General features: G+C 38.2%; 17 protein-coding genes and 1 CRISPR repeat array. Of the genes, 16 read left to right on the top strand and 1 reads right to left on the bottom strand.

Features of this window, described 5'->3' with window-relative positions; all coding sequences use genetic code 11:
• Positions 1–20: 20 nt before the first annotated feature.
• Positions 21–2,870 carry an SNF2-related protein gene (locus BC751_RS13330; RefSeq protein ID WP_130275970.1) on the bottom strand — a complete coding sequence of 950 codons (2,850 nt, stop codon included), beginning with the start codon at positions 2,868–2,870 and terminating at the stop codon, positions 21–23.
• Between the two features lie 159 nt (positions 2,871–3,029).
• Between BC751_RS13330 and BC751_RS13325 the strand changes: the two genes are divergently transcribed.
• The 16 genes from BC751_RS13325 to csx2 all read left to right on the top strand — a co-directional run bounded on the left by BC751_RS13325 (position 3,030) and on the right by csx2 (position 23,619).
• The gene (locus BC751_RS13325) at positions 3,030–3,392 is read left to right on the top strand and encodes an AAA family ATPase (RefSeq protein ID WP_130275969.1); all 363 of its coding nucleotides are present in this window, start codon (positions 3,030–3,032) and stop codon (positions 3,390–3,392) included.
• 227 nt (positions 3,393–3,619) lie between these two features.
• On the top strand, positions 3,620–4,639 hold the full coding sequence (locus tag BC751_RS13320; RefSeq protein ID WP_207226884.1) for a helix-turn-helix transcriptional regulator: 1,020 nt from the start codon (positions 3,620–3,622) through the stop codon (positions 4,637–4,639).
• Positions 4,640–4,742: 103 nt separating this feature from the next.
• Positions 4,743–5,078, top strand: coding sequence for a DUF4258 domain-containing protein (locus BC751_RS13315; RefSeq protein ID WP_130275967.1), 336 nt, complete (start codon positions 4,743–4,745; stop codon positions 5,076–5,078).
• 111 nt (positions 5,079–5,189) lie between these two features.
• Positions 5,190–5,381 carry a hypothetical protein gene (locus BC751_RS21940; RefSeq protein ID WP_165389840.1) on the top strand — a complete coding sequence of 64 codons (192 nt, stop codon included), beginning with the start codon at positions 5,190–5,192 and terminating at the stop codon, positions 5,379–5,381.
• A gap of 102 nt (positions 5,382–5,483) precedes the next feature.
• Entirely contained in the window at positions 5,484–6,056 is a 573-nt protein-coding gene (locus BC751_RS13305; protein WP_130275965.1) for a hypothetical protein, read from the top strand.
• Positions 6,057–6,058: 2 nt separating this feature from the next.
• The gene (locus BC751_RS13300; protein WP_130275964.1) at positions 6,059–7,060 is read left to right on the top strand and encodes a DUF4407 domain-containing protein; all 1,002 of its coding nucleotides are present in this window, start codon (positions 6,059–6,061) and stop codon (positions 7,058–7,060) included.
• A 256-nt stretch (positions 7,061–7,316) separates the two neighbouring features.
• Positions 7,317–9,742: direct repeats of the CRISPR family, unit length 37 nt; unit sequence GTCAGAGTACCGCATCCACTAAAACAAGGATTAAGAC.
• A gap of 1,317 nt (positions 9,743–11,059) precedes the next feature.
• Positions 11,060–11,746, top strand: coding sequence for a CRISPR-associated endonuclease Cas6 (locus BC751_RS13295; RefSeq protein ID WP_130275963.1), 687 nt, complete (start codon positions 11,060–11,062; stop codon positions 11,744–11,746).
• On the top strand, positions 11,743–13,266 hold the full coding sequence (locus tag BC751_RS13290) for a Cas10/Cmr2 second palm domain-containing protein (protein ID WP_130275962.1): 1,524 nt from the start codon (positions 11,743–11,745) through the stop codon (positions 13,264–13,266). The genes BC751_RS13295 and BC751_RS13290 overlap by 4 nt, the downstream gene beginning before the upstream one ends.
• A gap of 10 nt (positions 13,267–13,276) precedes the next feature.
• On the top strand, positions 13,277–13,831 hold the full coding sequence (locus tag BC751_RS13285; protein ID WP_130275961.1) for an RAMP superfamily CRISPR-associated protein: 555 nt from the start codon (positions 13,277–13,279) through the stop codon (positions 13,829–13,831).
• Positions 13,828–15,261 (top strand): hypothetical protein, encoded by a 1,434-nt coding sequence (locus BC751_RS13280; protein WP_130275960.1) that lies wholly within the window; start codon positions 13,828–13,830, stop codon positions 15,259–15,261. The genes BC751_RS13285 and BC751_RS13280 overlap by 4 nt, the downstream gene beginning before the upstream one ends.
• On the top strand, positions 15,258–16,847 hold the full coding sequence (locus BC751_RS13275) for an RAMP superfamily CRISPR-associated protein (protein ID WP_130275959.1): 1,590 nt from the start codon (positions 15,258–15,260) through the stop codon (positions 16,845–16,847). The genes BC751_RS13280 and BC751_RS13275 overlap by 4 nt, the downstream gene beginning before the upstream one ends.
• A 1-nt stretch (position 16,848) precedes the next feature.
• The gene (locus BC751_RS13270; protein WP_165389839.1) at positions 16,849–17,280 is read left to right on the top strand and encodes a TIGR04423 family type III CRISPR-associated protein; all 432 of its coding nucleotides are present in this window, start codon (positions 16,849–16,851) and stop codon (positions 17,278–17,280) included.
• A gap of 95 nt (positions 17,281–17,375) precedes the next feature.
• On the top strand, positions 17,376–18,557 hold the full coding sequence (locus BC751_RS13265) for an IS4 family transposase (protein WP_130273808.1): 1,182 nt from the start codon (positions 17,376–17,378) through the stop codon (positions 18,555–18,557).
• Between the two features lie 63 nt (positions 18,558–18,620).
• Entirely contained in the window at positions 18,621–21,038 is a 2,418-nt protein-coding gene (locus BC751_RS13260) for a TIGR03986 family type III CRISPR-associated RAMP protein (RefSeq protein ID WP_165389838.1), read from the top strand.
• 92 nt (positions 21,039–21,130) lie between these two features.
• Entirely contained in the window at positions 21,131–22,216 is a 1,086-nt protein-coding gene (locus tag BC751_RS13255; RefSeq protein ID WP_130275956.1) for a Card1-like endonuclease domain-containing protein, read from the top strand.
• A gap of 5 nt (positions 22,217–22,221) precedes the next feature.
• Positions 22,222–23,619: a TIGR02221 family CRISPR-associated protein gene (gene csx2 / locus BC751_RS13250; protein WP_130275955.1), complete on the top strand. Its 1,398-nt coding sequence runs from the start codon at positions 22,222–22,224 to the stop codon at positions 23,617–23,619.
• Positions 23,620–23,622: the final 3 nt, after the last annotated feature.

The following is a 23,622-nucleotide window of genomic DNA, read 5'->3' as shown; positions in this document are numbered from 1 at the left end:
ATCAACTTATAAGTTTATTTTTAAACAATCTCCCATGCGATTTTAAAAAGTTGCTGAGAATGAAAATTACGGCTCATTCTTTTTTTAATTTCATCGATCATCTGGTCACGTTTTTCAATAATCTGGTCTTCAGCATCAAAAATCGCTCTCCTTTTTACTCTTTGCTTTTTTTCCAGTTCCTGGATTTTTGATTGTATGACCAACTGCTCAGAAGGTTCCGAAGACTGGGCTGCCTGCCTAGTAAGTTCCTTGATACGCAATTTGATATCCTTAAGCTCTTTTTCCGCCATAAAAATCCTGTCCTCTGCCCATTTGTTCAGCTTATTGACCTCAAACTGAAGATACCTTGAATCCCTGTTTGTCAGTTCAATTTTCAATCCATCGATTATTTTTTCCCGTTCAGTACTAAGGTCAAAAACAGGAAGCCTATACTGCTCATCTATATGGGCAGAGAGCTCCATCATCCTTTGGCACTGCTCCTGGCTAAGCAAAGAGCCATCCTCTGTCACGCCAACAAACACCAGATGATCTGTGACCTCAAATGAATTCACTTCCACATTTTCAAGGATAAGCCACCCCTTTTTACCCTTCAATGGTTCAAGGACAGAAACTTTACTTTTATTGTTGGTCAGATCAAATTTCAGACTTGCAGTTGCCAACTCCAGGTCTCTGAAATGCTTGGTAATTCCTTTGGCCAGGGGATGGTTCAAGCGGTAATAGAAAGCTTCTTGGTTTTTCTTATCCAGGGTGTATCTCCCTGTTTTAACAGAAAAACTGAATGGATTTTCCAGCAGTTTAAAAGATACATGCTTGGCATCAAAAACAGCTTTTTTCCCCAGATAAAGCTGTGTAATCAACCAAAGCCACCTTTCAAATTTGCTGAGTGTAGCTTTAGATTCTTTCAAAGTGATCTTTAAACGGTCCGCTACGGCTGCATCAAAATTTTCCAGAAGCCTTTCCTGGGCTTTTTTCATTCCTGAACTTATGGATTCCTCCATTTTGCTCTGGAGATCATCGAATGCTTTATTGATCTCATCGGTTGTCCGGCAGTTTTGGTAAATGTCAGCAATAGCTTTTTCAAAATCCACACCCGATTCCAAGACTCCCAAGACATCATCCGATGCTCCAAAAACTCCGTTGAACAGATTAAGCTTTTGGTCCAGTAGTTCAAATACACGGATATCCGCAGCATTCTTTTCATTCAGGAAGTTGACCACTACCACATCATGCTTCTGACCATATCTGTGACACCTCCCTATTCTTTGTTCTACTCTCTGGGGGTTCCAGGGCAGGTCATAATTGATGATCATAGAACAGAATTGTAGGTTGATACCTTCCGCAGCGGCTTCAGTGGCTATCATTATTTCCGCCTCATCTCTAAAATAGTCAACGAGAGCCTGCCTTTTATCTGCGGTTTTTGAGCCTGTTATCTTATCAGTACCCTCATGCTTGGCAAGCCATGACTGGTATATCTTCTTGGAAAACTCATCATTATTGGAACCGTTGAAAAAGATTACTTTCCCCTTATGGTCAGTTTGCTGGAGCAAGCTAAATAAATATTCCTGCGTCCTCCTGGATTCCGTAAAGATGATTGCTTTTTGATTGGCCCCGAGCTCCTTCAATTTATCAAAACCTTCTTTCAGGGCGGTAAGGAGTTTGATACCTTTGGAGTCATTTTCAATGGCCATGGCCTTTGCCCTGTAGGATTTGAGCTCATCCAGTTCACTTTTAACAGCTTGTACTTCTTCAAGCGATAGTTTATCTGCATTTTCATCCACTTCTTCCCAATCCACTTCTTCCATCCATGCCTCGATTTCATCTATATCCTCCAGTAGCTCTTGGTCCCAATAAGATGGCGCCTCTTCATCAAGAATTTTCTGCAATCTATTGATCAATGCATTCAAGGTTCCGGTCACTGCATGACTGGAAGAAGCCAAAAGCTTTCTAATGATCAAAGTAAGCAAGTGCCTTTGATTGGATGGTAAGGCAACCAATAGATCCCTTCTAAGATATTCGGACAGGCTTTCATACAATTCCTGTTCTGCTTGACTTGGTTCAAAAGTCAGGGTAAGCGGAATTCTTTTGGTATATCTGATGTACTCCTGAACCTGCCTCCTTAGTGTTCGTTTTACAACTGGTGCAATCCTGTCCTTGATTTCTTTGTAGTCAAAGTTTTCATCCAATCTATTGAACTGGGACCTAAAACTATCCGCACTTCCAAATAGGTTTTCATCAATTATACTGACCAATCCATAAAGCTCCATCAATGAATTCTGCAAAGGAGTAGCTGTCAACAGTACCTTTTTAGCAGGAAAAATAGCATCCTTAATGGCCTTACCTATTTTATTGTTGGGTCTATACACATTTCTGAGCCTATGGGCTTCATCAATCACCACCAGATCCCAATTGATCATTTCAATAAACTCCGCTTTGTTTTTGGCAAAGTGAAAAGAACAGATCACAATCTTCCTGTTATCGAAAGGATTGGTTTTGCCTTTTTTGAATTTCTCATTGAAGCTTTTTGCTTCGAGAATAGTGGACTCTAAGTGAAACTTTTCCAACAACTCCTGCGACCACTGTTTCCTCAAACTTGATGGACAGATGATCAAAAGCTTCCTTTTATCTGTCACCCAAAACTGTGACAGTAGAATCCCTGCTTCAATGGTCTTTCCAAGACCAACTTCATCTGCTAATATCGCTCCCTTGGATAAAGGTGATTGGAAAGCAAATAATGCCGCTTCTATTTGGTGCGGGTTCAGATCCACCTGGGCGTCAAACAAAGCAGAACTTAGTTTTTCCGCATCGTCAGAAGCCCTTCTCTTGGACAATTGATAGCTGAAATATTTGGCTTGGTAAGGAGTGATGTTCATCAAAAATCAAATTAAAAGTTTAAAATAGGCATTATTTAGATTCAGGCCAAAACCGAAAAAACAAAAACATAATAGTAGATCCTACCTGTTTAACTTTTTAATTTAAATCTTTAAATTCAATTTTTACAAGAAAACTAAAAATTCAACGCTTAAAATCATATGGCATACATAAAAACAATAGGGTTAGAATATTTCAGGTTATTCAAGGATAAGACAGTTTTTGATTTGGCTCCAATCACAATATTAACAGGAACTAACAGTTTTGGAAAAAGCAGTTTGATAAAGGCCTTACAACTAATAAAAAGCAGTATTAAAGAAACATCTGGAATATATGAACTTAATTTTTCTGGTGGAAGGCATAATTTGGGATGGTTTGGACAGGTAATTAATTCTGAAAGTGAAAACAATGAACTGGTAGTTACTGTGGATTTTCCATTTCAATATCTAACTGATAAAACTTTAATTGACTTGACTTACAGTGCAAATTCAAAAGAATCATTAACGGTCAACTTAAAAAAATAAAAATATATTTGGACAGGGGAGCATTATAAATGACTAAAGACCTAAAAAATCCTCCAACTCGCCCTTATAAGGTAAAACCTATGCTCAAATTGAGGAGATTCCGGGCATCTATAGAAAAGAGTTTGCTACATGGTGGGAAGAATTTAAAAAGGTCAGGAAGGTATTTCGGGAATTTGGGAGGAACAGTTGAAAGGACAGTGATTTCTGGACAAAAAAAATTTATTTATATGCCTAAAAACAGATTTGCAGATGTCAGATATAGGGAGCTAGACAAGTGTCTGAGAGATACATCCCGCTATTACACCATTTATGACTTAGCAGAAAAATGTTCGAAAGCCATTTTCAAGATAGATGAAATTGAGAGGCCAAGAATAAGTATCAAGCAGATCCGAAATGATTTGGCCTTTATGGAAAGTGATGCGGGATTTGAGGCAGAAATTATCAGTGAGAAAATTCCCGGTTCAAAAAAACATTATTTCAGATATGCTAACCCTGATTTTTCTATATCGAACAAACCCCTTAATGACAAAGATGCTGAAAACCTTAAAAATGCGCTTTACATATTGCAAAGGTTCAAAGGGCTTCCGCAATCAGAATGGATTGATGAATTTTCTGCAAGAATTGAAACGCTTCACGGTTTAAACCCTACACATAGTGAGGTAATAAGGTTTGAGCATGAAGAATATTTTGCCGGATCGGAATGGATCAATCCTTTATATAAAGCCATTGACCAAAAACAACCCTTAAAGGTTTTGTACAGGCCTTTTGGCCAAGCAGAAGAAGAGCATTTGATATCACCCTATTTATTGAAACAATTCAATAGGCGTTGGTTTGTTTTATGTAAAACAAGTGTTAATCAGTTTCTTACTAATTTGGCCTTGGACAGAATAGTTCAAATTGATCCTGGTTCCCATTCCTTTATCCCCTACCCTGGAGAAAAAGCTTCAGAATTTTTTGAAGATATCATTGGAGTCACCAATTATTCCCATGAAAGCGTACAAACTATCTTTTTGGAAGTTGAGAAATCTCTTTTGCCCTATATTGAAAGCAAGCCCCTACACGGAAGTCAGAAGCCGGCAAAACCCACCACTGATGAAAACTGGTTTTCAATTCAGATCAGGGTAAAAACCAATTACGAGTTTTATGCCTTGCTCTTATCGCATGGAAGCAGAATCAGAGTGGTATCTCCCGAAAAAGTAAAGAATAAAATCAAAACCATAATTATGGATATGGTTGCAAACTATTAAAGCATAATTTTTTCTTTTGAGGCAGGCCAAGTAGGAAGATAGACTTCCCACTTGGCCTTTTGTTTTGTATCAAAATCAAAAAACAGCGCAAAACAAAAGAACTATGACTATCTCACAAATCCAATTTACAAAGCATGCCAGATGCCGTGCTTCCCAAAGGGGAATTTCCATAATCTCCGTTGCAACAGTTATCCAATATGGAAAGGTGATTCACAAACAAGGACTGAAATTCATATTTATCCCTAAGACCCAAATGGAAAAATTCAGCCCTGATGAACAAAAGGCACTTCAAAAACTGCTGGTCATTACGGATAAGCAGTACAAAGAGGTGGTCACTTGCTACAGAAGTGATAAAGGACTTAAAAGGATCAGAAAGAAGTCCAAGAGATTGAGTGTTTACAACCAGGAACATTTACCCATCTCTTCGAGAACCAATTAAAAGTAAAACAAAGTGGGAACATCCACTTCCCACAATGAAGGTAAGTTTGCAAAATAATTAAGGAGGTGACTATGACGACATCAAGTATCACAAGCGCAAAAACACAGGAAATTGAAAAATACAGACAAAGATTATGGGATCCTCAATGGCTTGCGCTCCGGAAAAAAATCCTTAAACGGGATGGCTTTGCCTGCAGGTGCTGTGGAAAAGAGGAAGGGCTTCATGTACACCACAGACAATACCATAGAGACAAGAAAACCGGTGAATGGAAAAAACCCTGGGATTATGAGGAAATCTATTTGATAACTGTATGTGATAAATGCCACAAGGAGGGCCACCGGTTGTATCCGGTACCTATTAAAGACATCTAAAAATATATCCAAAACTATTAAACCTACTAAAGTTATGACATTCTTCAGCAAATTATTCGGAAAAAGAACAGAGCCAATCATTAGCCCTACAGCTCCTGAAATGGAAAAGGAATTGATTCCAAGGGACCTCTTTATTGAGGAGAGGGACCCCAAATTTATAGAGGGAGAAAAAACGAAAGTTGAGCCCCAGTCAGAAAGATCCTTATTGGATAGGCTCTTGGACAGGGATTACCATGCTATGGGACATAAAGATGGATATCATCTGAAGGATTTGGGCAGGATGGATAAGCAGGTAGAAATTATAATTTCCGACTTTAGGTTGGCCTATGATAAAATAATTCAGGATTTGGATTTGGCGATGGAAGCACTTAAGCCCCATTTGACAGAGCGCATGAAAGAAGAGGCACCTGAACTTTATTCCAGATATAGGATCAGTATGGACTATTATGGGCAGAAAAAACAGGAAATGTACCTACAAAAAGACCTCGCAGCTACAGGAGAGGGATATATCGAGTATTCGGTAAGGTGTTACAAAGCAGGATTCATTGAAGGCTTCACCTTTTATACAGAAGAAGAAAAAATGTTCAAACACTTTAAATTGATTTAATCATGACAACGCTATTAAAAATAAGTTCCGCCCTATTTGGTTATGATTACAAGACCGTATTGCATCAGCCTACCTCCAGCAGGCAAAAGATAGTGACAATGGGCACGCTAATGTTTATTCCACTAATATTATGGACAGTTTCAGGTTTTTATTTGAGCCGGGTTATGCTGGGGAAAGGACTAGGTGTCAGCATTGGGATAGCGATTGTGCTTGGGCTCATCATATTTATTGTAGACAGAAGTTTTGTGGCCACACCAAAAAGACAGAAAGGGTATTTGATGCCCGGGCTTCGGCTATGCTTTGCATTTATATCTACAGTTTTAGGTTCTCTGGCCATTGACCTGATGCTATTCAGTGGGGACTTGGAAGAGTTTAGACAATCTGAAGAAAAAAGGTTGAGGCAGGAGGAGATTTTGAAATATAAGGAAACCCATGGGCTGGAGCTTGCCCGGTTAGATGAGTCTTTATTGAAAGCGGAGAAGCGATATGAGCAGCTTTCAGAGGCCTATTTAAAAGAGTTGGATGGCAGTGGAGGTACCGGCATGTATGGAAAAGGAAAGGTCGCTGAAGCCAAAGAAGGAGAACAGCTAAAGGCGGGTGAGGAATTGGAAAGAGTGAGATTACAAAGGCAAGCAGCACTGGACAGTTTGGAGCAGAAGGCCATAGTTTATTCCGAGGAAAAGATCCAAAAGAGAGGTGATGCCCTGATGAGTCAAGTTAAAGATCTCCATGATTTTATATTGAAGGACAGGTTTACCATTGGATTCTATATTTTTTTCTTTGGCTTTGTCTTTCTGTTGGAGTCCTACTTTATCCTGTATAAAATCAGTGCCTCCGAAACTCTTTATGAACAATTCCTGGCGGCGGAAGAGGAGTACGGCCAGCAACGTTTGGCGTTTTACAAAGAACAAAAGGACAGGATGTTAAAGGAGAAGGGCTTGCTGGGAGGAGATTATGATAAGGTCATTCAATTGACTTCAAGTGGAAGAAGGAAAATCATTTAAGTTTTTTTGGGTGAGTTTTTGATCTCATTTTTAAATGGCAATGATTGATTTTTTTGGCTTACTTTTTTGACTGAATCTTTTAATTACTAAAAAAGCAACAGTTCTTTTTGAATTCGTCTATTGGAAATGGTCCTTTGTTGCATTAATTTAGAGGTCTACTGACAGCTAAGATGGAAGTTATTTTCATAAAACTAAATATTTTCGATATCATTTTCAATTGCAATGCACTGAAAATCAATCAAAAATGGAGTTGGCTGTCAGAGTACCGCATCCACTAAAACAAGGATTAAGACTTGTATGTTTTAGGGTACTCAACCCAAATATGGTGTCAGAGTACCGCATCCACTAAAACAAGGATTAAGACCGTTCCCCAAATATCATTGTTTGACCTGTTAAGTTGTCAGAGTACCGCATCCACTAAAACAAGGATTAAGACTATTTCCCCTCCTTTAAAAGTTCTAAAATCCTTTGTCAGAGTACCGCATCCACTAAAACAAGGATTAAGACTAAATAAATTCTGCTATTTTTTGTATTTTCATGGGTCAGAGTACCGCATCCACTAAAACAAGGATTAAGACTCTCTTAGCGGGGTAATTTTATACGATACCCATCTGGTCAGAGTACCGCATCCACTAAAACAAGGATTAAGACGATGGCGCGCATTTATTGTTTCATGTTCTCTAACAGTCAGAGTACCGCATCCACTAAAACAAGGATTAAGACTAGACTTTCAGAGCTCTAACTTATAACTAAAGCTTAAGTCAGAGTACCGCATCCACTAAAACAAGGATTAAGACCTTTGTTAAAGGACAGCTTGAGTTTGGTGCTACCGTGTCAGAGTACCGCATCCACTAAAACAAGGATTAAGACTAGACTTTCAGAGCTCTAACTTATAACTAAAGCTTAAGTCAGAGTACCGCATCCACTAAAACAAGGATTAAGACCTTTGTTAAAGGACAGCTTGAGTTTGGTGCTACCGTGTCAGAGTACCGCATCCACTAAAACAAGGATTAAGACTTAACTGATCTTCATTCAACGGAATTCCCTTGGCCCCGTCAGAGTACCGCATCCACTAAAACAAGGATTAAGACAAAGTTTACGCTTTCCATTTAAACACATTGATAGGTAGTCAGAGTACCGCATCCACTAAAACAAGGATTAAGACATTACCACCTGTACTGGCTGAATCATGTTGGATATGTCAGAGTACCGCATCCACTAAAACAAGGATTAAGACGGTTGGAAATTTAATATAAAACGATTCCTTTACTTGTCAGAGTACCGCATCCACTAAAACAAGGATTAAGACTTTGATAAGCAAGCTTTATGATGTTGTAGAATTTTGTCAGAGTACCGCATCCACTAAAACAAGGATTAAGACAAAACTCCCATTTTTTGAAGTTTTTTTTTAACTGTCAGAGTACCGCATCCACTAAAACAAGGATTAAGACTGCTCCAGATATGAATACCCCATAAAGTCTTGGAAGTCAGAGTACCGCATCCACTAAAACAAGGATTAAGACTCATCAAGGACAGGTTTCCCTTCCTCATTAAGCAGTCAGAGTACCGCATCCACTAAAACAAGGATTAAGACGTTTTTATTTTATCTCTGGTGTCTCTATCGAGAGAGTCAGAGTACCGCATCCACTAAAACAAGGATTAAGACACCATTCTCATCCACAATAGGAACTAATTTGAACCCGGTCAGAGTACCGCATCCACTAAAACAAGGATTAAGACCCAACACTTTGGAACAAAGTGAATTAAAAAAGGATGGTCAGAGTACCGCATCCACTAAAACAAGGATTAAGACAGTGAGTTGTGTTTCAACAGGATGAGAGCTGATTTGTCAGAGTACCGCATCCACTAAAACAAGGATTAAGACACAAACTGGTTTGCTTTAACCAAAATAAGGGCTGATTGTCAGAGTACCGCATCCACTAAAACAAGGATTAAGACATAAGCGAGCTGACGTAGCTCAACACCCTCTGTGGTGTCAGAGTACCGCATCCACTAAAACAAGGATTAAGACAACCAGCTTTAAAGCATCTAATATACCCTGAAGTTGTCAGAGTACCGCATCCACTAAAACAAGGATTAAGACAGCCTCCCAAAGTTTTTCTGGTTCTGTTTGCGCTGTCAGAGTACCGCATCCACTAAAACAAGGATTAAGACCTGATCAGAAATATATCTATCTCCAATCATAACCAGTCAGAGTACCGCATCCACTAAAACAAGGATTAAGACTTTGCCTTAATAAGGATTAAAGCGGAATTTTGCCCACGGTCAGAGTACCGCATCCACTAAAACAAGGATTAAGACTGTCCAACCAAAGACGAATTGATTTGCCTTAATAAGTCAGAGTACCGCATCCACTAAAACAAGGATTAAGACCGAAGCGGCAAGATGTATAATATCCAGTGTTGTTGTCAGAGTACCGCATCCACTAAAACAAGGATTAAGACTCAGGGCCATTTCTTCAAATGTCTGTTGTTTGAATAGTCAGAGTACCGCATCCACTAAAACAAGGATTAAGACTGTTAACGCTTTCGCCGTTAATTGTTGTTCTTTTTGGTCAGAGTACCGCATCCACTAAAACAAGGATTAAGACTCATCTCTCCATAATCATCTCACGGTAATAAGCAGTCAGAGTACCGCATCCACTAAAACAAGGAGGACCGAGCGTTAAAAAACCATCCCTTAGGATGGTTTTAGCGAGGGGCCAGGTTGCAGGGGGGACTGGACGTTAGGAAAATGTCCCTTTGGATATTTTTAGGCTTGGGCCAGCATGCAGCGCAGGATTATAATATCATAAGAGTACTGTCCCGATATCGTTCCTCATCGGGATAAACTATCCACTATAACAAGGAGGACCGAGCGTTAAAAAACCATCCCTTAGGATGGTTTTAGCGAGGGGCCAGGTTGCAGGGGGGACTGGACGTTAGGAAAATGTCCCTGTGGATATTTTTAGGCCTGGGCCAGCATGCAGCGCAGGATTATAATATCATAAGAGTACTGTCCCGATATCGTTCCTCATCGGGATAAACTATCCACTATAACAAGGAGGACCGAGCGTTAAAAAACCATCCCTTAGGATGGTTTTAGCGAGGGGCCAGGTTGCAGGGGGGACTGGACGTTAGGAAAATGTCCCTTTGGATATTTTTAGGCTTGGGCCAGGATGCAGCGCAGGATTATAATATCATAAGAGTACTGTCCCGATATCGTTCCTCATCGGGATAAACTATCCACTATAACAAGGAGGACCGAGCGTTAAAAAACCATCCCTTAGGATGGTTTTAGCGAGGGGCCAGGTTGCAGGGGGGACTGGACGTTAGGAAAATGTCCCTGTGGATATTTTTAGGCTTGGGCCAGCATGCAGCGCAGGATTATAATATCATAAGAGTACTGTCCCGATATCGTTCCTCATCGGGATAAACTATCCACTAAAACAAGGAGGACCGAGCGTTAAAAAAACCATCCCTTAGGATGGTTTTAGCGAGGGACCAGGTTGCAGGGAAGGGTAATGTAAAATGTATAATGAAGATTGAAAATCAAAAATGACAGTCCGAACCGGTATAGAGGGAAAGGTACATATAAAGAAAATGGTTTGGAAAGAAAAAGGGTAGATATCTAAATTTTAAAACTTAAATATTCATTATAACTTTTATCTTGGATTTCAGAAGCAGCCTAAAAGCTTAAAATTTTCTCATTTTTTTTAAAAAAAATGGGTTAGGGCATCAACTTATTTTTACCAAATCCAAATGACTGAAAATGAATAGATTTTTTTTTGAACACTGATTGTGCTCTGCTCAAAAACAAGGGATGAAAAAGAATAAATCCTTTATTTTTTTATACAATTTCGAACAGCAGTAGCTTGCATTTTTTCGATGGATTAATTAGTTTGACATTTTGAAAGAAAATGATAAGCAAAAATGCCTTTTCTGTTTAGGTATTTAGACTTGGAATTTTTGCTCTAAAATTTTTCACAATGACCCGAATATGCCTAAGATAAAAGTTTTAAAAATTGTTTTTGATACTGAATTAAAAGATTACGAAATTCCTGCTTTCAGGGGAGCTATAATTGATCTTGTCGGTAGAGAACATGTCATTTTTCACAATCATCTCAGTGATGACAGATTCCATTACAAGTATCCAGTCATTCAATACAAAAGAGATGGAAAAAGAGCCAGTTTGGTCTGTATCAAAGAAGGTGTTGAAGAGATCCATGCTTTCTTTCATAAAAACGAAGGTGTTATCAGAATCGGTTCTGACTTTAAGTCCTTGTATGTGGATCAAGTCAAACTGAACAGCTATCAGCTTGAAATATTAGATAACCCTCTATCCTATTCCATCTACAAATGGCTGCCTATCAACTCGGCCAACTTTCCCAAATTTATTGCTCTTGAAAGTTTGGCAGAGCAATTGGGGTTTCTCGAAAAAACCATGATCGGTAATATTTTGTCTATGGCCAAAGGATTGGACTGGCAAATTGATAAGACTGTTACTGTAAACATAACAAGGATCAACAGGCAATACTGGACCAAGTTAAAAGGACAAAAGGTACTGTCATTTGATCTTGAATTTAAAACCAATGTATTTCTGCCCTATGATATTGGATTGGGAAAAAGCAGTAGTCTTGGTTATGGAACAATAGGAAAGGTAATTACTAAAAAATCCGTAATATGACAAAATATTTATATGGCGCCAGTATTCAGGGCATCCAAAATTTTATATTTCAAACTAACAAGCTTAAAGAAATTGTAGGGGGGAGTGAGTTGGTTGATTATTTGAGCAGTACCTTTTTCAAAGAGTTTCTTAAGGAGAATGGAATTCCGTTTCACGAGGGAGACTTGATTTTGAGTGCAGCAGGAAATATTAAATATGAATTTAGCAATGCTGAAGACTGTCAGAAAGTCGTGAAAGGATTTTCAAAAGAAGTGATGTTAAAAGCGCCAGGGATTACTGTCAGCCAAGCAGTTGTAAGCCTCAATGAATTTGAGACTTACGGCAAAGCACTTCAAAAATTAGAAGATCGGTTAAGGATACAGCGAAACAAAGCTAACTATATTCTGGGTGATTATAATCCATTTAAAATTGGAGCTTCGGCAAGAAGGACAGGAGGTTTAGGTGTAAAGTATGAAAAAGATGAAGTAATAGACTTAGGTCAGTTAAATAAACATAAGCGTGCAGCAATAAGCGAGTCAAAGCTAATGGAGGTTTTGACAGGAAGGAAAAAAGCGACGGCCATAAAGGACAACTCTGAACTTGCAATAGAATGGGGGGATTTCACTTCAGGGAATAATTGGTTGGGAATAATTCATGCCGATGGCAATGGATTAGGGGCTCATATCATGTCGATTTACAGAAAAATTGAAGGGGATGGCATAAAAGAAGTTATCAGGGAGTTTTCCAAAACCCTTGATTTGGCCACCAAACAATCTGTAAGAGAAGCCTATCAAGAAATTTTTGGGAATGAGTCAAAATCTGAGACCTATGAACCTCCGATTCGACCGATTCTTTTGGGGGGAGATGATATAACCGTGATAATTAAAGGGGATGCAGCAATTCCTTTTACAAACGTCTTCCTCAAAAAATTCGAAGCAAACACAAAGTCGATGTTCCTTGAATTCGAAAAAAGGCTAAAAATAGAAGACAAAAATCTTGGCCTTGGCAAAGGACTAACTGCATGTGCTGGAGTGAGTTTTGTGAAACCAAATTTTCCATTTCATTATGGAGTTCATTTGAGCGAGTCTTTAACAGCCGCAGCCAAAACTACCTCGAAGTCCAATCTGATTGAGGGGAAAATACCATCTTCAGCGATTTTCTTTAAAGTCCAATCAAGCTATGTGGAGGACTATTCTTCCATTGTAGATAAAATGCTTGATCATGACCATATCCGATTCGATTTTGGCCCCTATTTTATTGATAAAAATACTTCTTACAGCACGATAGATGAGCTTCTTTCTTGGATTAAGACTGTCAAGCGACCTTCTGCTCCTCGGGCAGGTCTGCGTCAATGGCTGGGCATTATACCTCATGATCCTACACAGGCCAAGTTTATGTTTGACAGAATCAAACAAAACCTAAAAGAGAGAAACAACCAAAATATAATTTCCGACCTGCACTTGGAAAATGAGTATCCTTTTAAGCGTGACAACAAGATGTACACACATCTTTTTGATGTAGTCAATCTTTCATCTCTTTAATCTTCCCGCAATGAAAACAATAAAATTCTCTATTCAATTTTATGGGTATTGGCATGTCGGCTCAGGTCTCTCAGAAGGCACTAAGGCAGATAGTCTTGTTCTAAAAGATCGTAATAACCTCCCTTATATTCCTGGCAAAACCATCAAGGGGCTTTTTAGACATGCGGCCGAGGAATTAGCGGCCTTATCAGAAACCTATTTAGATAAGGATATGGTTCAGAAAGCCTTTGGATCTTTTGGATACGCTGAAAGTAGTGGCTCCAAACTATTTTTCTCTGATGCGCAGCTATCTTCATTCCATGCAAAAGAGATCCTCTCCCAAGATCTTTCAGAATCTCTTTATGAGGTAATTTCTTCAACCAAAATAGATGAATTAGGTGTGGCCGAAGATAAAAGTCTCCGCCAAATGGAAGTGACCATTCCTCTTACTTTATATGGAGTAATTACAGATTTTGAGAACAGATATTATGAACTGCTCATCAAATCAGCCCCTATGATAAAATACCTTGGTCTTAATAGAAATCGGGGATTAGGAAGATGTGAAATTAAAGTGTTTGAATCATGAAAATCTATCAATATACCTGTACACTTGAATCCGACCTGATTATTTCCTCAAAGGCGGCAACGGAAGGTCAATCCCAATCCTTGGATTATATACCAGGATCAAAATTTTTGGGTATAGTAGCGAAAGAACTTTATAACCAGCATGCTATGGATATTTTCCATAATGGCAAGGTTTCATTTGGTAATGCCTATCCCAGGATCAATGGTGATAGCATGATCCCAGTTCCTGCTGCATTCTTTTTCCCCAAGGGGAAATCTTTAGGAGAGGAGATCCTATTACCCATGAATCTTAAGCCCAATGCCAAATATATAGATAAGGATGGGAAAGAAATTCAGCCGAAACAAGCAAGAGGAGGCTATTTTAACTGGTCTGAAAAAACGCTTTTCACACCAGAACAAAATTTCAAACTCAAATCAGCCTTTGATTCAGTAAAAAGAAAGTCGGCAGATGGGCAAATGTTCGGATACTTTAGTCTTCCCAAAGGACTCAACCTGTATTTTACTATACATGATTCTACCGACCAGTATGCAGATATTATTAAGGAAAAACTTGAAGGATTGAAGCAAATAGGGAGATCTAAATCAGCGGAATATGGCCTTGTGGATATCAAATTCGAAAAAGAGATTTCGGAGATACCAGTTTACCGCCATGACCCAGGAAAGGAAATTGTTATTTATTCTTTTTCTGACTTGTGTTTCGTTGACCAATTTGGGCTATTTACTGCAACACCTTCTCCCAAGGATTTAACAGGGAGTGAAAAAAATGAAATCGTTTGGGAGAAATCGCAGGTTAGGAGTCGAAAATACCCAGTCTGGAACGGAAAAAGACAATCGAAGGATTCAGACAGGATAATAATAGAAAAGGGTTCTGTATTCGTTGTTAAAATCAATGAAGCAATTCCCGAAAATTTCTTTTCAATGGGAATTGGAGTCTCAAGATCAGAGGGATACGGCCAGGTCTTGGTTAATCCTCAATTTCTTCCACAGGAATCTGAAAGGATAGATACCATCCTAACAAAAAAAACTCAGGAACATCAGTTCTTATATCCAGAGGTAGGGAATGTTTCTGAATCTTTGCTGATTGCCCTTAAAAATAGAAGATTGTTAGGTGATTTAGACAGGCAGGTCAAACAGGAAGTAGATCAGTTTATTGAAGTAAACAAAAAAGTACTTTCAGAGCCAAGTAAGAGTCAATGGGGTACAATCCGTGGTTATGCCAAACAATCCAAAAATTTTGATTCTTTTTTCACTATGACCTTTGAAGAAGAATTTGGATTTATCAATAGAGGCAGATCTGAAAATCAATGGAGAAAAGCTGGTCCAGTCCTCATTGAAAAAATAAAAAACTTAAAAAAAGAGAAAGGAGAGGCTTTTACCATGGATTTTATTCAAAAGTTATCAACTGAAATGCCAAAACAGAAAGAATCATGAAAGTACTCACGCATAGATTTTTAGCTCAAATAACCATCGAAGCTCATTCTGCATTTGCAATTAATTCTGGAAAAGTTGGATTGCTAAATGATAACATGGTAGCGAAAGACGGAAATGGTTTACCTTATTTACCAGGCACTTCAATTGCGGGAGTTCTCCGCCATGCCATCGACAAAGAATTAGAAAATGAACTGTTCGGTACTAGTGGAATTGGAAATTCAAGGGGCAGAGAATCCAAAGATGGGTTTGGAAGCAGGCTCGTCATAAGCCCCGGATTATTAGTGGGTAAAGACGGTAGAGTAATTGAAGGCCTTCAAACAATTGATTTCGAAGATCCTTTCTATTCATTATTCAGAGCTTTGCCTTTGAGAGATCATGTGAAAATCAACAGCAAAGGAACTGCAGAAAAGGGTGCTAAATACGATGAGGAACTGGTGTTTAAAGGAACACGATTTGTTTTTGAAATCGAACTGAAAGGTGTTAAAGAAGATCAAAACTCATGGGAAAAGCTACTTGGGATATTGGAAACACCGGACTTTAGATTGGGATCTGGAACCCGAAAAGGTTATGGTGAATTTAAGATTATCCATGAAAGGAGTTTCCAGCGCATTTTTGATCTAACAGAAACATCGGATCTGTCAGCATACTTAACCAAAACAGTTTCTCTTAATTTTCCTATCCCAAATGGAGAAAAACTTAATATAGAGAAGGTTCAGGGTTTAATAGGCTGGAAAAAATATGAGCTTCAACTGAGGGCAAAAGACTTTTTTCTATTTGGGGCAGGTTTCGGAGATGGAGATGTAGACCATATCACCAAGAGAGAGAAAATTATTTCATGGGTTAATCACTGTCCCAAAATCTCAGATGAGGAATATATTCTGATACCTGCTACTTCGATTAAAGGAGCATTAGCTCATAGGTTAAGATTTAATTTCAGTAAAGAGATTGAAGATTACATCGAGAGTCCAAAAGATTTTTATCATCCGCAGGCCAAAATAGATGAAGAGCATCTTCTTTCAGAATTAAAATCCCTGGCCAATTTGGAAAATTTATGTGTAAACACAACTGATGAGGTTTTCATGGAGATCGAAAACAAAATCCGTGAATTTGATCCATTTAAAACTAAACCATGGATTTGTTTCGAAAATCAGCTCAAAGATGAAGCTGCTATTATTCTTAAAACTGGAGACCAAAGCGAAGAATCTAATTTGGCTATTAAGACTCTTTTTGGGTTTGCCAATAACCATTCACAAGAAGAACAAAAATCATCGGGAAAGGGGAATGTCATCATACAGGATGTTTATCTCACCTACAAAAAAGAAAATGATAAGGTCTTCAATCATGTAAAGATTGATAGGTTTACTGGTGGGGCGATAGATGGCGCGCTTTTTCAAGAGAAAGCTTTTTATGGAAAAGATCAACCAATCGATTTAAATATTTTTGTTAAAAAAGAAGCTTTGGAAGATCCAAAAATTAAAAAAGCTTGGGAAGATACGCTTGAGGACTTAATTCAAGGTGGAATTCCTCTCGGAGGTATGACTACAAAAGGTCATGGATTTTTCACTGGAACAAAAAAGGAAAATTAAAATGAAAAAAATCACAGCAAACGATATAGATTACAGCAAGTCCTACACAGGTTACCTTTGGTATTCGGATGAATCCAAACCAAGGATTTTTAATCCTGATATTCTTCAGCGTTCAATGTTTACTCCCTTACCTTTTGTACTGGAGGGTTACCTCTATTCCCCTGATGAAGGTGGGGTTTGTATTAATATTAAAAACATTGATGGGGAATACCTTATTCATCAGGTCAATCTTAGGGATGTTGATCAAAATAAACTTGAGCGTTTTAGCTTTTTAGCCTCAGCACCATTTGAAAATATTGGTATAAAAAAATTTAAGGCTATCCAGTATTGGAAAGCTGAAAAAGATGAATTCTGCGAAGGAATGGAAGTCTTAAGGCCTTCTTGGATTGTTTTTGAAGGATTTGAATACACTACTAGCCATAAAAACCTATGATTACTGCACAATACCGTCCTAAATAAAATATGAGAGGTCTGGTTTTTTGCCCAAAATAGCTATTTTGGGTTTGCACCAAAAAACATAAACCTCCCATGAGTAATATTACATTGTTTTCTCAGATTATTAAAAAAATCGAGCGTTCAATTTTCAAGAAACTGGTTGAAGAGAAGCAAACGGACAAGGGCTGCAAAGGCTTTGACAGCTGGACGCATTTGGTTTCCATGCTTTTTTGCCATTTTGCCAAAAGTACTTCTGTAAGGGATATTTCAAACGGCCTGCGTTCGGCCACGGGGAACCTCAACCATCTGGGGATTGCCAAGGCACCATCCAAGTCCAGTATCAGTTATCAGAACAAGCGCAGGGACTCTGACCTGTTCAAGGAGCTGTATTACGGGCTTCTGAAGCATTTAGGACAGCAGGCGTCCCTGAGCAGGGTAAAACTACGGATCAAGGCTCCCGTCTATCTGCTCGACTCCACGGTGGTAAGTCTTTGCCTTTCGATGTTTGACTGGGCAACCTTCAGGACCAAAAAGGGTGCTGTAAAGATGCATACGCTTCTGGACTATGACGGGAAACTCCCTGTTTATGTGAATATTACAGAAGGAAGTATGGCAGACAATAAAGGCGCTTATGATATTCCTTTGGAGAAAGGATCCGTTATAGTGGCGGACCGCTATTACAATGACTTTCCGATGCTCAACATTTGGGACAGCAAGGGGGTCTTTTTCGTCATAAGGCACAAGGATAACCTTAAGTTCAGCACAATCAATGAACGTCGACTCCCTGAAAATACTGCACAGGAAGTACTGATAGACGAAGAAATTGAACTGGTAAACCCGCAGTCAAAAGTGAAGTACCCCGGAAAACTCAGAAGAGTGGCTGTATGGGACGAAAAAAACCGACAGACCGTCGAACTGATTACCAATAACTTCAAATGGTCAGCAAAGACAATCGGTGATCTTTACCGGTGCCGATGGGAGATTGAGATCTTCTTCAGGGACATCAAGCAGTTACTCCATATCAAAACCTTTATCGGAACATCGAAAAATGCCGTGATGATCCAGATATGGACCGCGCTGATCACCATTCTGCTCCTAAAAGTGATGAAGGCAACCGCTAAATTCGGATGGCATCTGTCCAATCTGGTTGCATTTATCAGACTGAACATATTCGTTAAAATAGAGCTGCAAAAGTGGCTGGACAAACCCTTTGAAGACCATGAAAAACCTCCTCAAAAAAGCCAACAGGGGGTTCTATTTCCGGATTACAGATAAAATCACAATAGAAATTGCAGAAACACAGCTAAACATCTGTCTTGTAAATTATTTAGGACAGCATTGATTACTGCACCGTACAATTTTGTTCCTCTCAATGACCATATTGTAACTCCTTACTGGGGACCTGCAATATCACATGATAAGCCATTTATTGATTCCCAGTCTGGTGTATTGAATGTTGAAATTACAGCGGAGAGTCCGATTTTCGTTAGAAATGGGGAGATCCGAAAAAAAAACAAAGATGGAAAGGAAATTATAAATTCTGATTTTAACCAATTCAAATCAAAATATTTTATACCTGGATCATCCATTAAAGGTATGCTTCGAAACTTTGTAGAGGTCATGACCTTTGGAAGAATGGAGGATAAAGTCAATGATGTAAAATATTCTGTGAGGGATTTTAACAATAATGGCATTTATCCCAAAAGCGATATTTCAAAGGAAGTTCAGTGTGGTTGGTTAAAATTTGATGGAGTGAAATATCTTTTAACACCTTGCGGAAGACCGGGAAGAATTTCGCATAAAAATCTGGATAAAATCTCAGGGGCAACAAAAATTTCGGAGTATTATCATCAGAACTCGAATATTAATTCAGACAAAAAAAGATCAGCTAAGGCAAAATATGAAGCTTTTCCATTTAAAAAAGACGGGTATGCATTTAAATACCAATCTGCGGATGAGCCTGAGGATGGTATAGGCAGAGAAAAATATGTCCTTGATGAGACAGGTCAAGGGAAAAAAGGCACGATAGTTTTTACAGGTCAACCAGGTGTCCGAAAAGAAAAAGAAAATCAGGGGAAACAATACGAATTTATATTCTTTAACTACAATAATCCTGAAATTTCTCTCGACAAAGATGAAGAGGGAAAACCGCATGAAATCATTAGAAACCTCTTTCATGCCTATTATGACCATGACAAAGGGCAGCAAAAAGACGACTGGAAATGGAGAAAAGCCCAACTCTTAAATGGCAAACCAATTCCTGTATTTTTCCGTCTCAAGGATTATGATAAAGCTCCATCATCCAGTAATCTACTGGATATGGGTCTCGCCTTTTTATATAAAATAACCTACAATTTTTCTGTAAAAGAAAGCATTCAGAACTATCAAAAATCGGAAAATTTACAATATCCTGATTTTGCAGACTGTCTTTTTGGGTACATCAAAAAAACCGGGAACAATAAGTTTGATTCTCTGAAAGGCCGCGTGATGATCAGTCATGCTTTTGCAGAAGAAGGAGCTAATCCACTTCCCCAGAAAACAGACGTGTTGGGTGGTCCTAAAGCCACATATTACCCAAATTACATTCAACAAGAACTCAAGAACGGACAAGGTAAAATATCCGGAAACTATTTCACTTTTAAGAATCAAAAAAGCAGAATCAGAGGTTGGAAAAAATATCCTATCAGGTATTCCGATCCTATTTCCAATCCCGCTCCCATTATTAAAGGCAAGGTAAATGAAGAAGTGGCAAGCCAGTACTCCCCCCTACCGAAAGGGACCAAATTCAAATTTAAAATTGCTTACCATAACCTTCGTAAAGAAGAATTAGGAGCGTTGATTTCTGCACTTACCTTTCATGGAAATGAGGGGTTCTATCACAACATCGGCATGGCCAAACCACTAGGCTACGGGAAGATTTCATTCTCCATTCAAAACAAGAAGGAAGCTGAATTGAATTTTCTTTTGAAAGAGTTTGAATGTTATATGAACTATGCCTTAGCCCCAAAGGGGATAACTTGGTTAGATTCTCCCCAGGTCAAAGAATTATTTTCCATGTCCAAACCTTCCGAAAAAGGGGATAAGATCTTGAAATATCAAAAGTTGGATATGGAAAATAGAGTTAATGATTTTAATCAGGCCAAAAAGGATGGTCTAGCGCTACAAGATTTTTCTAAAATAGTTGATCCCGTAAAAATTTCGAGTAAAGCATCAATATCAGAAATTGAACAAAAGAAGATCTTCCATTCTACACAATCATCTTATTTTGAATCTTTAGCTCTAAAAGGAAAGGAAGACCCAACTTCACTGTACAGAATATCTGTAGAAAGAGAAATAGCAAAGATTATTTTAGAGCAGAAAGAAGTTTTGATTGAGAAGCTTAATGAAAAACGTAATCAATTAAAACTGGAAAAACTTAATCAGCTAGCACAAAAAAATCTAGAAATTGAGCAAGCAAGACTTGAAGAAAAGCTAAGCAATCCCATCAATTTGGAATCCGTAAAATTGAACTCCCGAGCCTTTGAAAGCCTAGAGAAGGCAATGAAGGTGTTTCAGGTCAAGTTTAAAAATGGCCCCATTCAAGACTCACAAGATCAGGAAATTCTAAAGAGAAAATTGAAAGAAATATTTTCAGTTTTACCCGAAAAGGAAAAAATCAAATGGAAGGATTCCAGCTGGGAGAATAATCAATACTACAAAAAGATCTGCAAATGGTTAGGTGAAAGTGAAACCAAAAAAATTCTTAAAGAAAGCTAATCAATTGATTTTAAAAACGGCCGTCCTGAAGTCCTTTTTGGGACGGCTATGGCTCCTTTACACCTAAATTTTTAAAGATATTTAAAAATACCATGCCCCACCTCGTCTCCATTATCTCCGATCAGGCTGTGCCTAATTTGCTATTTATCAGGCAATTTGCAGAGGCTAATTCGCACTTTTATTTTATTTCCAGTCAGGAAATGGAGGAAAAACAGGCTACTGAAAACCTGAAAGTAGCCCTAAAGCTTCCCCCAGAGTGCTGCCATACTATAGTAATAGATGCTGATGACGTTGTCCGCATCCATTATCAATTGAACAAGTTTAATTTTCCAATCGAGGATGCATTTCTGGTCAATATAACAGGGGGAAATAAATTGATGTCCCAGATGGTATTTTCCCATTTTCAGTCCTATAAAGCCTTAATGTTTTATGCACCAATCAATTCTGATTTTTATCAGCAGGTTTATCCCCAGGTTTTGAAAATACCGAAGGATCCAGGAATTAAACTTTCTTTGGATGAATATCTATATGCTTACGGATTTGAAATCACTGGAGATTTACAATATTTCAAAGGGAATCCAAAGCCAACAACTCTATTCTGGAAAGTGCTTGATGCAGGTGGAGCAGGAAATGTACCTGAAATTGCTAAGGCCAATTTACCTGGGTATAAGGATGCTGACAAAAATTACCTCCTAGGAAATTGGTTTGAACTCTACTGTTACCAGTTTTTTAAACGAGTTTTTCACTTGAACGATTCTCAAATTGGCTGTAGTGTGGGACTTAAAAAAATTGGAAGTGCGACTTCCTCAAATCATGATAATGAATTTGACTTGATGTTTATTTTTAAAAATGACCTATATGTTTTTGAATGTAAGGTTTATACAAGTTCGAAATATTCAAAGGATAAATATCAAATTCCTATGTATAAACTGGCTTCATTGACTCAAAAATTTGGACTCAAGTGTAAAAAATATCTTGCAGTCTTAGCAGAACTTCCTGAAGTAGAGGAAAGTTTAGATCAGCTTGAACAGCTTCGTACCAATTTGGGAATTGATAAACTAATCACATTGCAGGATTTCATGCAATATCAGGATAATCAAATTCTTACCCCAAATCCTGTACATAAGCCCGATTTTCAGAAAAAATTGAATTTATTGATTGAGAAGTTTAATGGTTGAAAGTTATGTCTAGAAAAGTATTTTTATCGTTTTTAGGCACAAATGATTACAAGGAGTGTAATTATTACCTGGAAGGAAATCCTGGCCAAAAAGTTGAAAAGGTAAAATATATTCAGGAGGCCCTTATACGTCTTTTTTGTCAAGATTTCTCCTCCAACGATCAAGTCCTACTGTTTCTTACGGAAAAGGCTGAACAAATGAATTTTAGGGATAATGGTCAATTCAATAAAAGAACCCAACGATTTGACCTTCCTAATATTGGTTTAAACTCACGGCTTCAAGAACTCAAAAAAGAGGGATTTCAATTTCAAATCAATCACAAACGGATCAAAGAAGGATTCTCTGAAGAGGAAGTTTGGTCTATTTTTGAAACTGTTGCAGATGAAATACAGGAGGGGGACCAGATAATCTTTGACATCACCCATGCATTTCGATTTCTTCCCATGCTTGGTGTGGTCTTGCTCAATTACCTTAAAGTGACTAAGAACATATCTGTAAAAGGGATTCACTATGGAGCTTTTGAGAAGTTGGGAACAATTCAAGAAGTCCAGGCAATGGATGAGGATGACAGAAATGCCCCTATTATCGACTTGAACATGCTTTTGGAATTTCAATCCTGGGCTTCTGCTGTAAATAGCTTTGTGAAATTCGGTTCAACCAAAGAGTTGAACGAGGCTAGTCAATCAAAAATCAAATCCAGAATGGCAGAAACAAAAGGCTCTGATTTGGCGACAAAGGATTTAAGGTATGTAATCGATCAGTTATCTGAATTAACTTCCGACATACAAACCAATAGACTTAACTTTTTACTTGGAAGGGATTTCGCCTTGTTTCAAAAAAAGATAACTTCTGTTCAGAATACGGATATTGTTGTTAAGCCGTTCAAACAAATACTTCGGTTAATAGAAAGGAAAGCCACACCAATAATTACATCTTCTGATTTGATTTGGTTAGAAAGTGCCAAATGGTGTTTGGAACATAAGTTGATTCAACAAGCTTACACTCAGCTACAGGAAGGCTTACTAACCTACTGTATGATTGAATTTAATAAGGAAATTGAAACAAATGTTAATTTTCAAACTGTTCTTGCCAAATACCAAATAACTCAAATGGTTTCAATTATCGAATTGAAAGACAGAGACTTTTATAAGGGATTGTTGAATGTTATTTACCAAAAATCTCAAAATAAAGTTAAATGGAATACAGAATATTATTTGGTGGAACTTGCTGGAATTTTTCAGGATACAAGATTTGAAAAACTAGGGACGGTTTTTGCCCACATTACCGAATCGAGAAATGATATCAATCACGCTGGTCTTAGAAAAAACCCCATGAAAGCCGAAGCGCTACAAAAGAGAATTGGAGAATTGATATCTCAAGTAGAAACACTTTTAAAATCTTAATCA

The organism is Cecembia calidifontis, assembly GCF_004216715.1.
Classification (GTDB): domain Bacteria; phylum Bacteroidota; class Bacteroidia; order Cytophagales; family Cyclobacteriaceae; genus Cecembia_A; species Cecembia_A calidifontis.
Note: the sequence above shows the minus strand (reverse complement) of the source record. Positions and strands in the feature narration are given on the sequence as shown.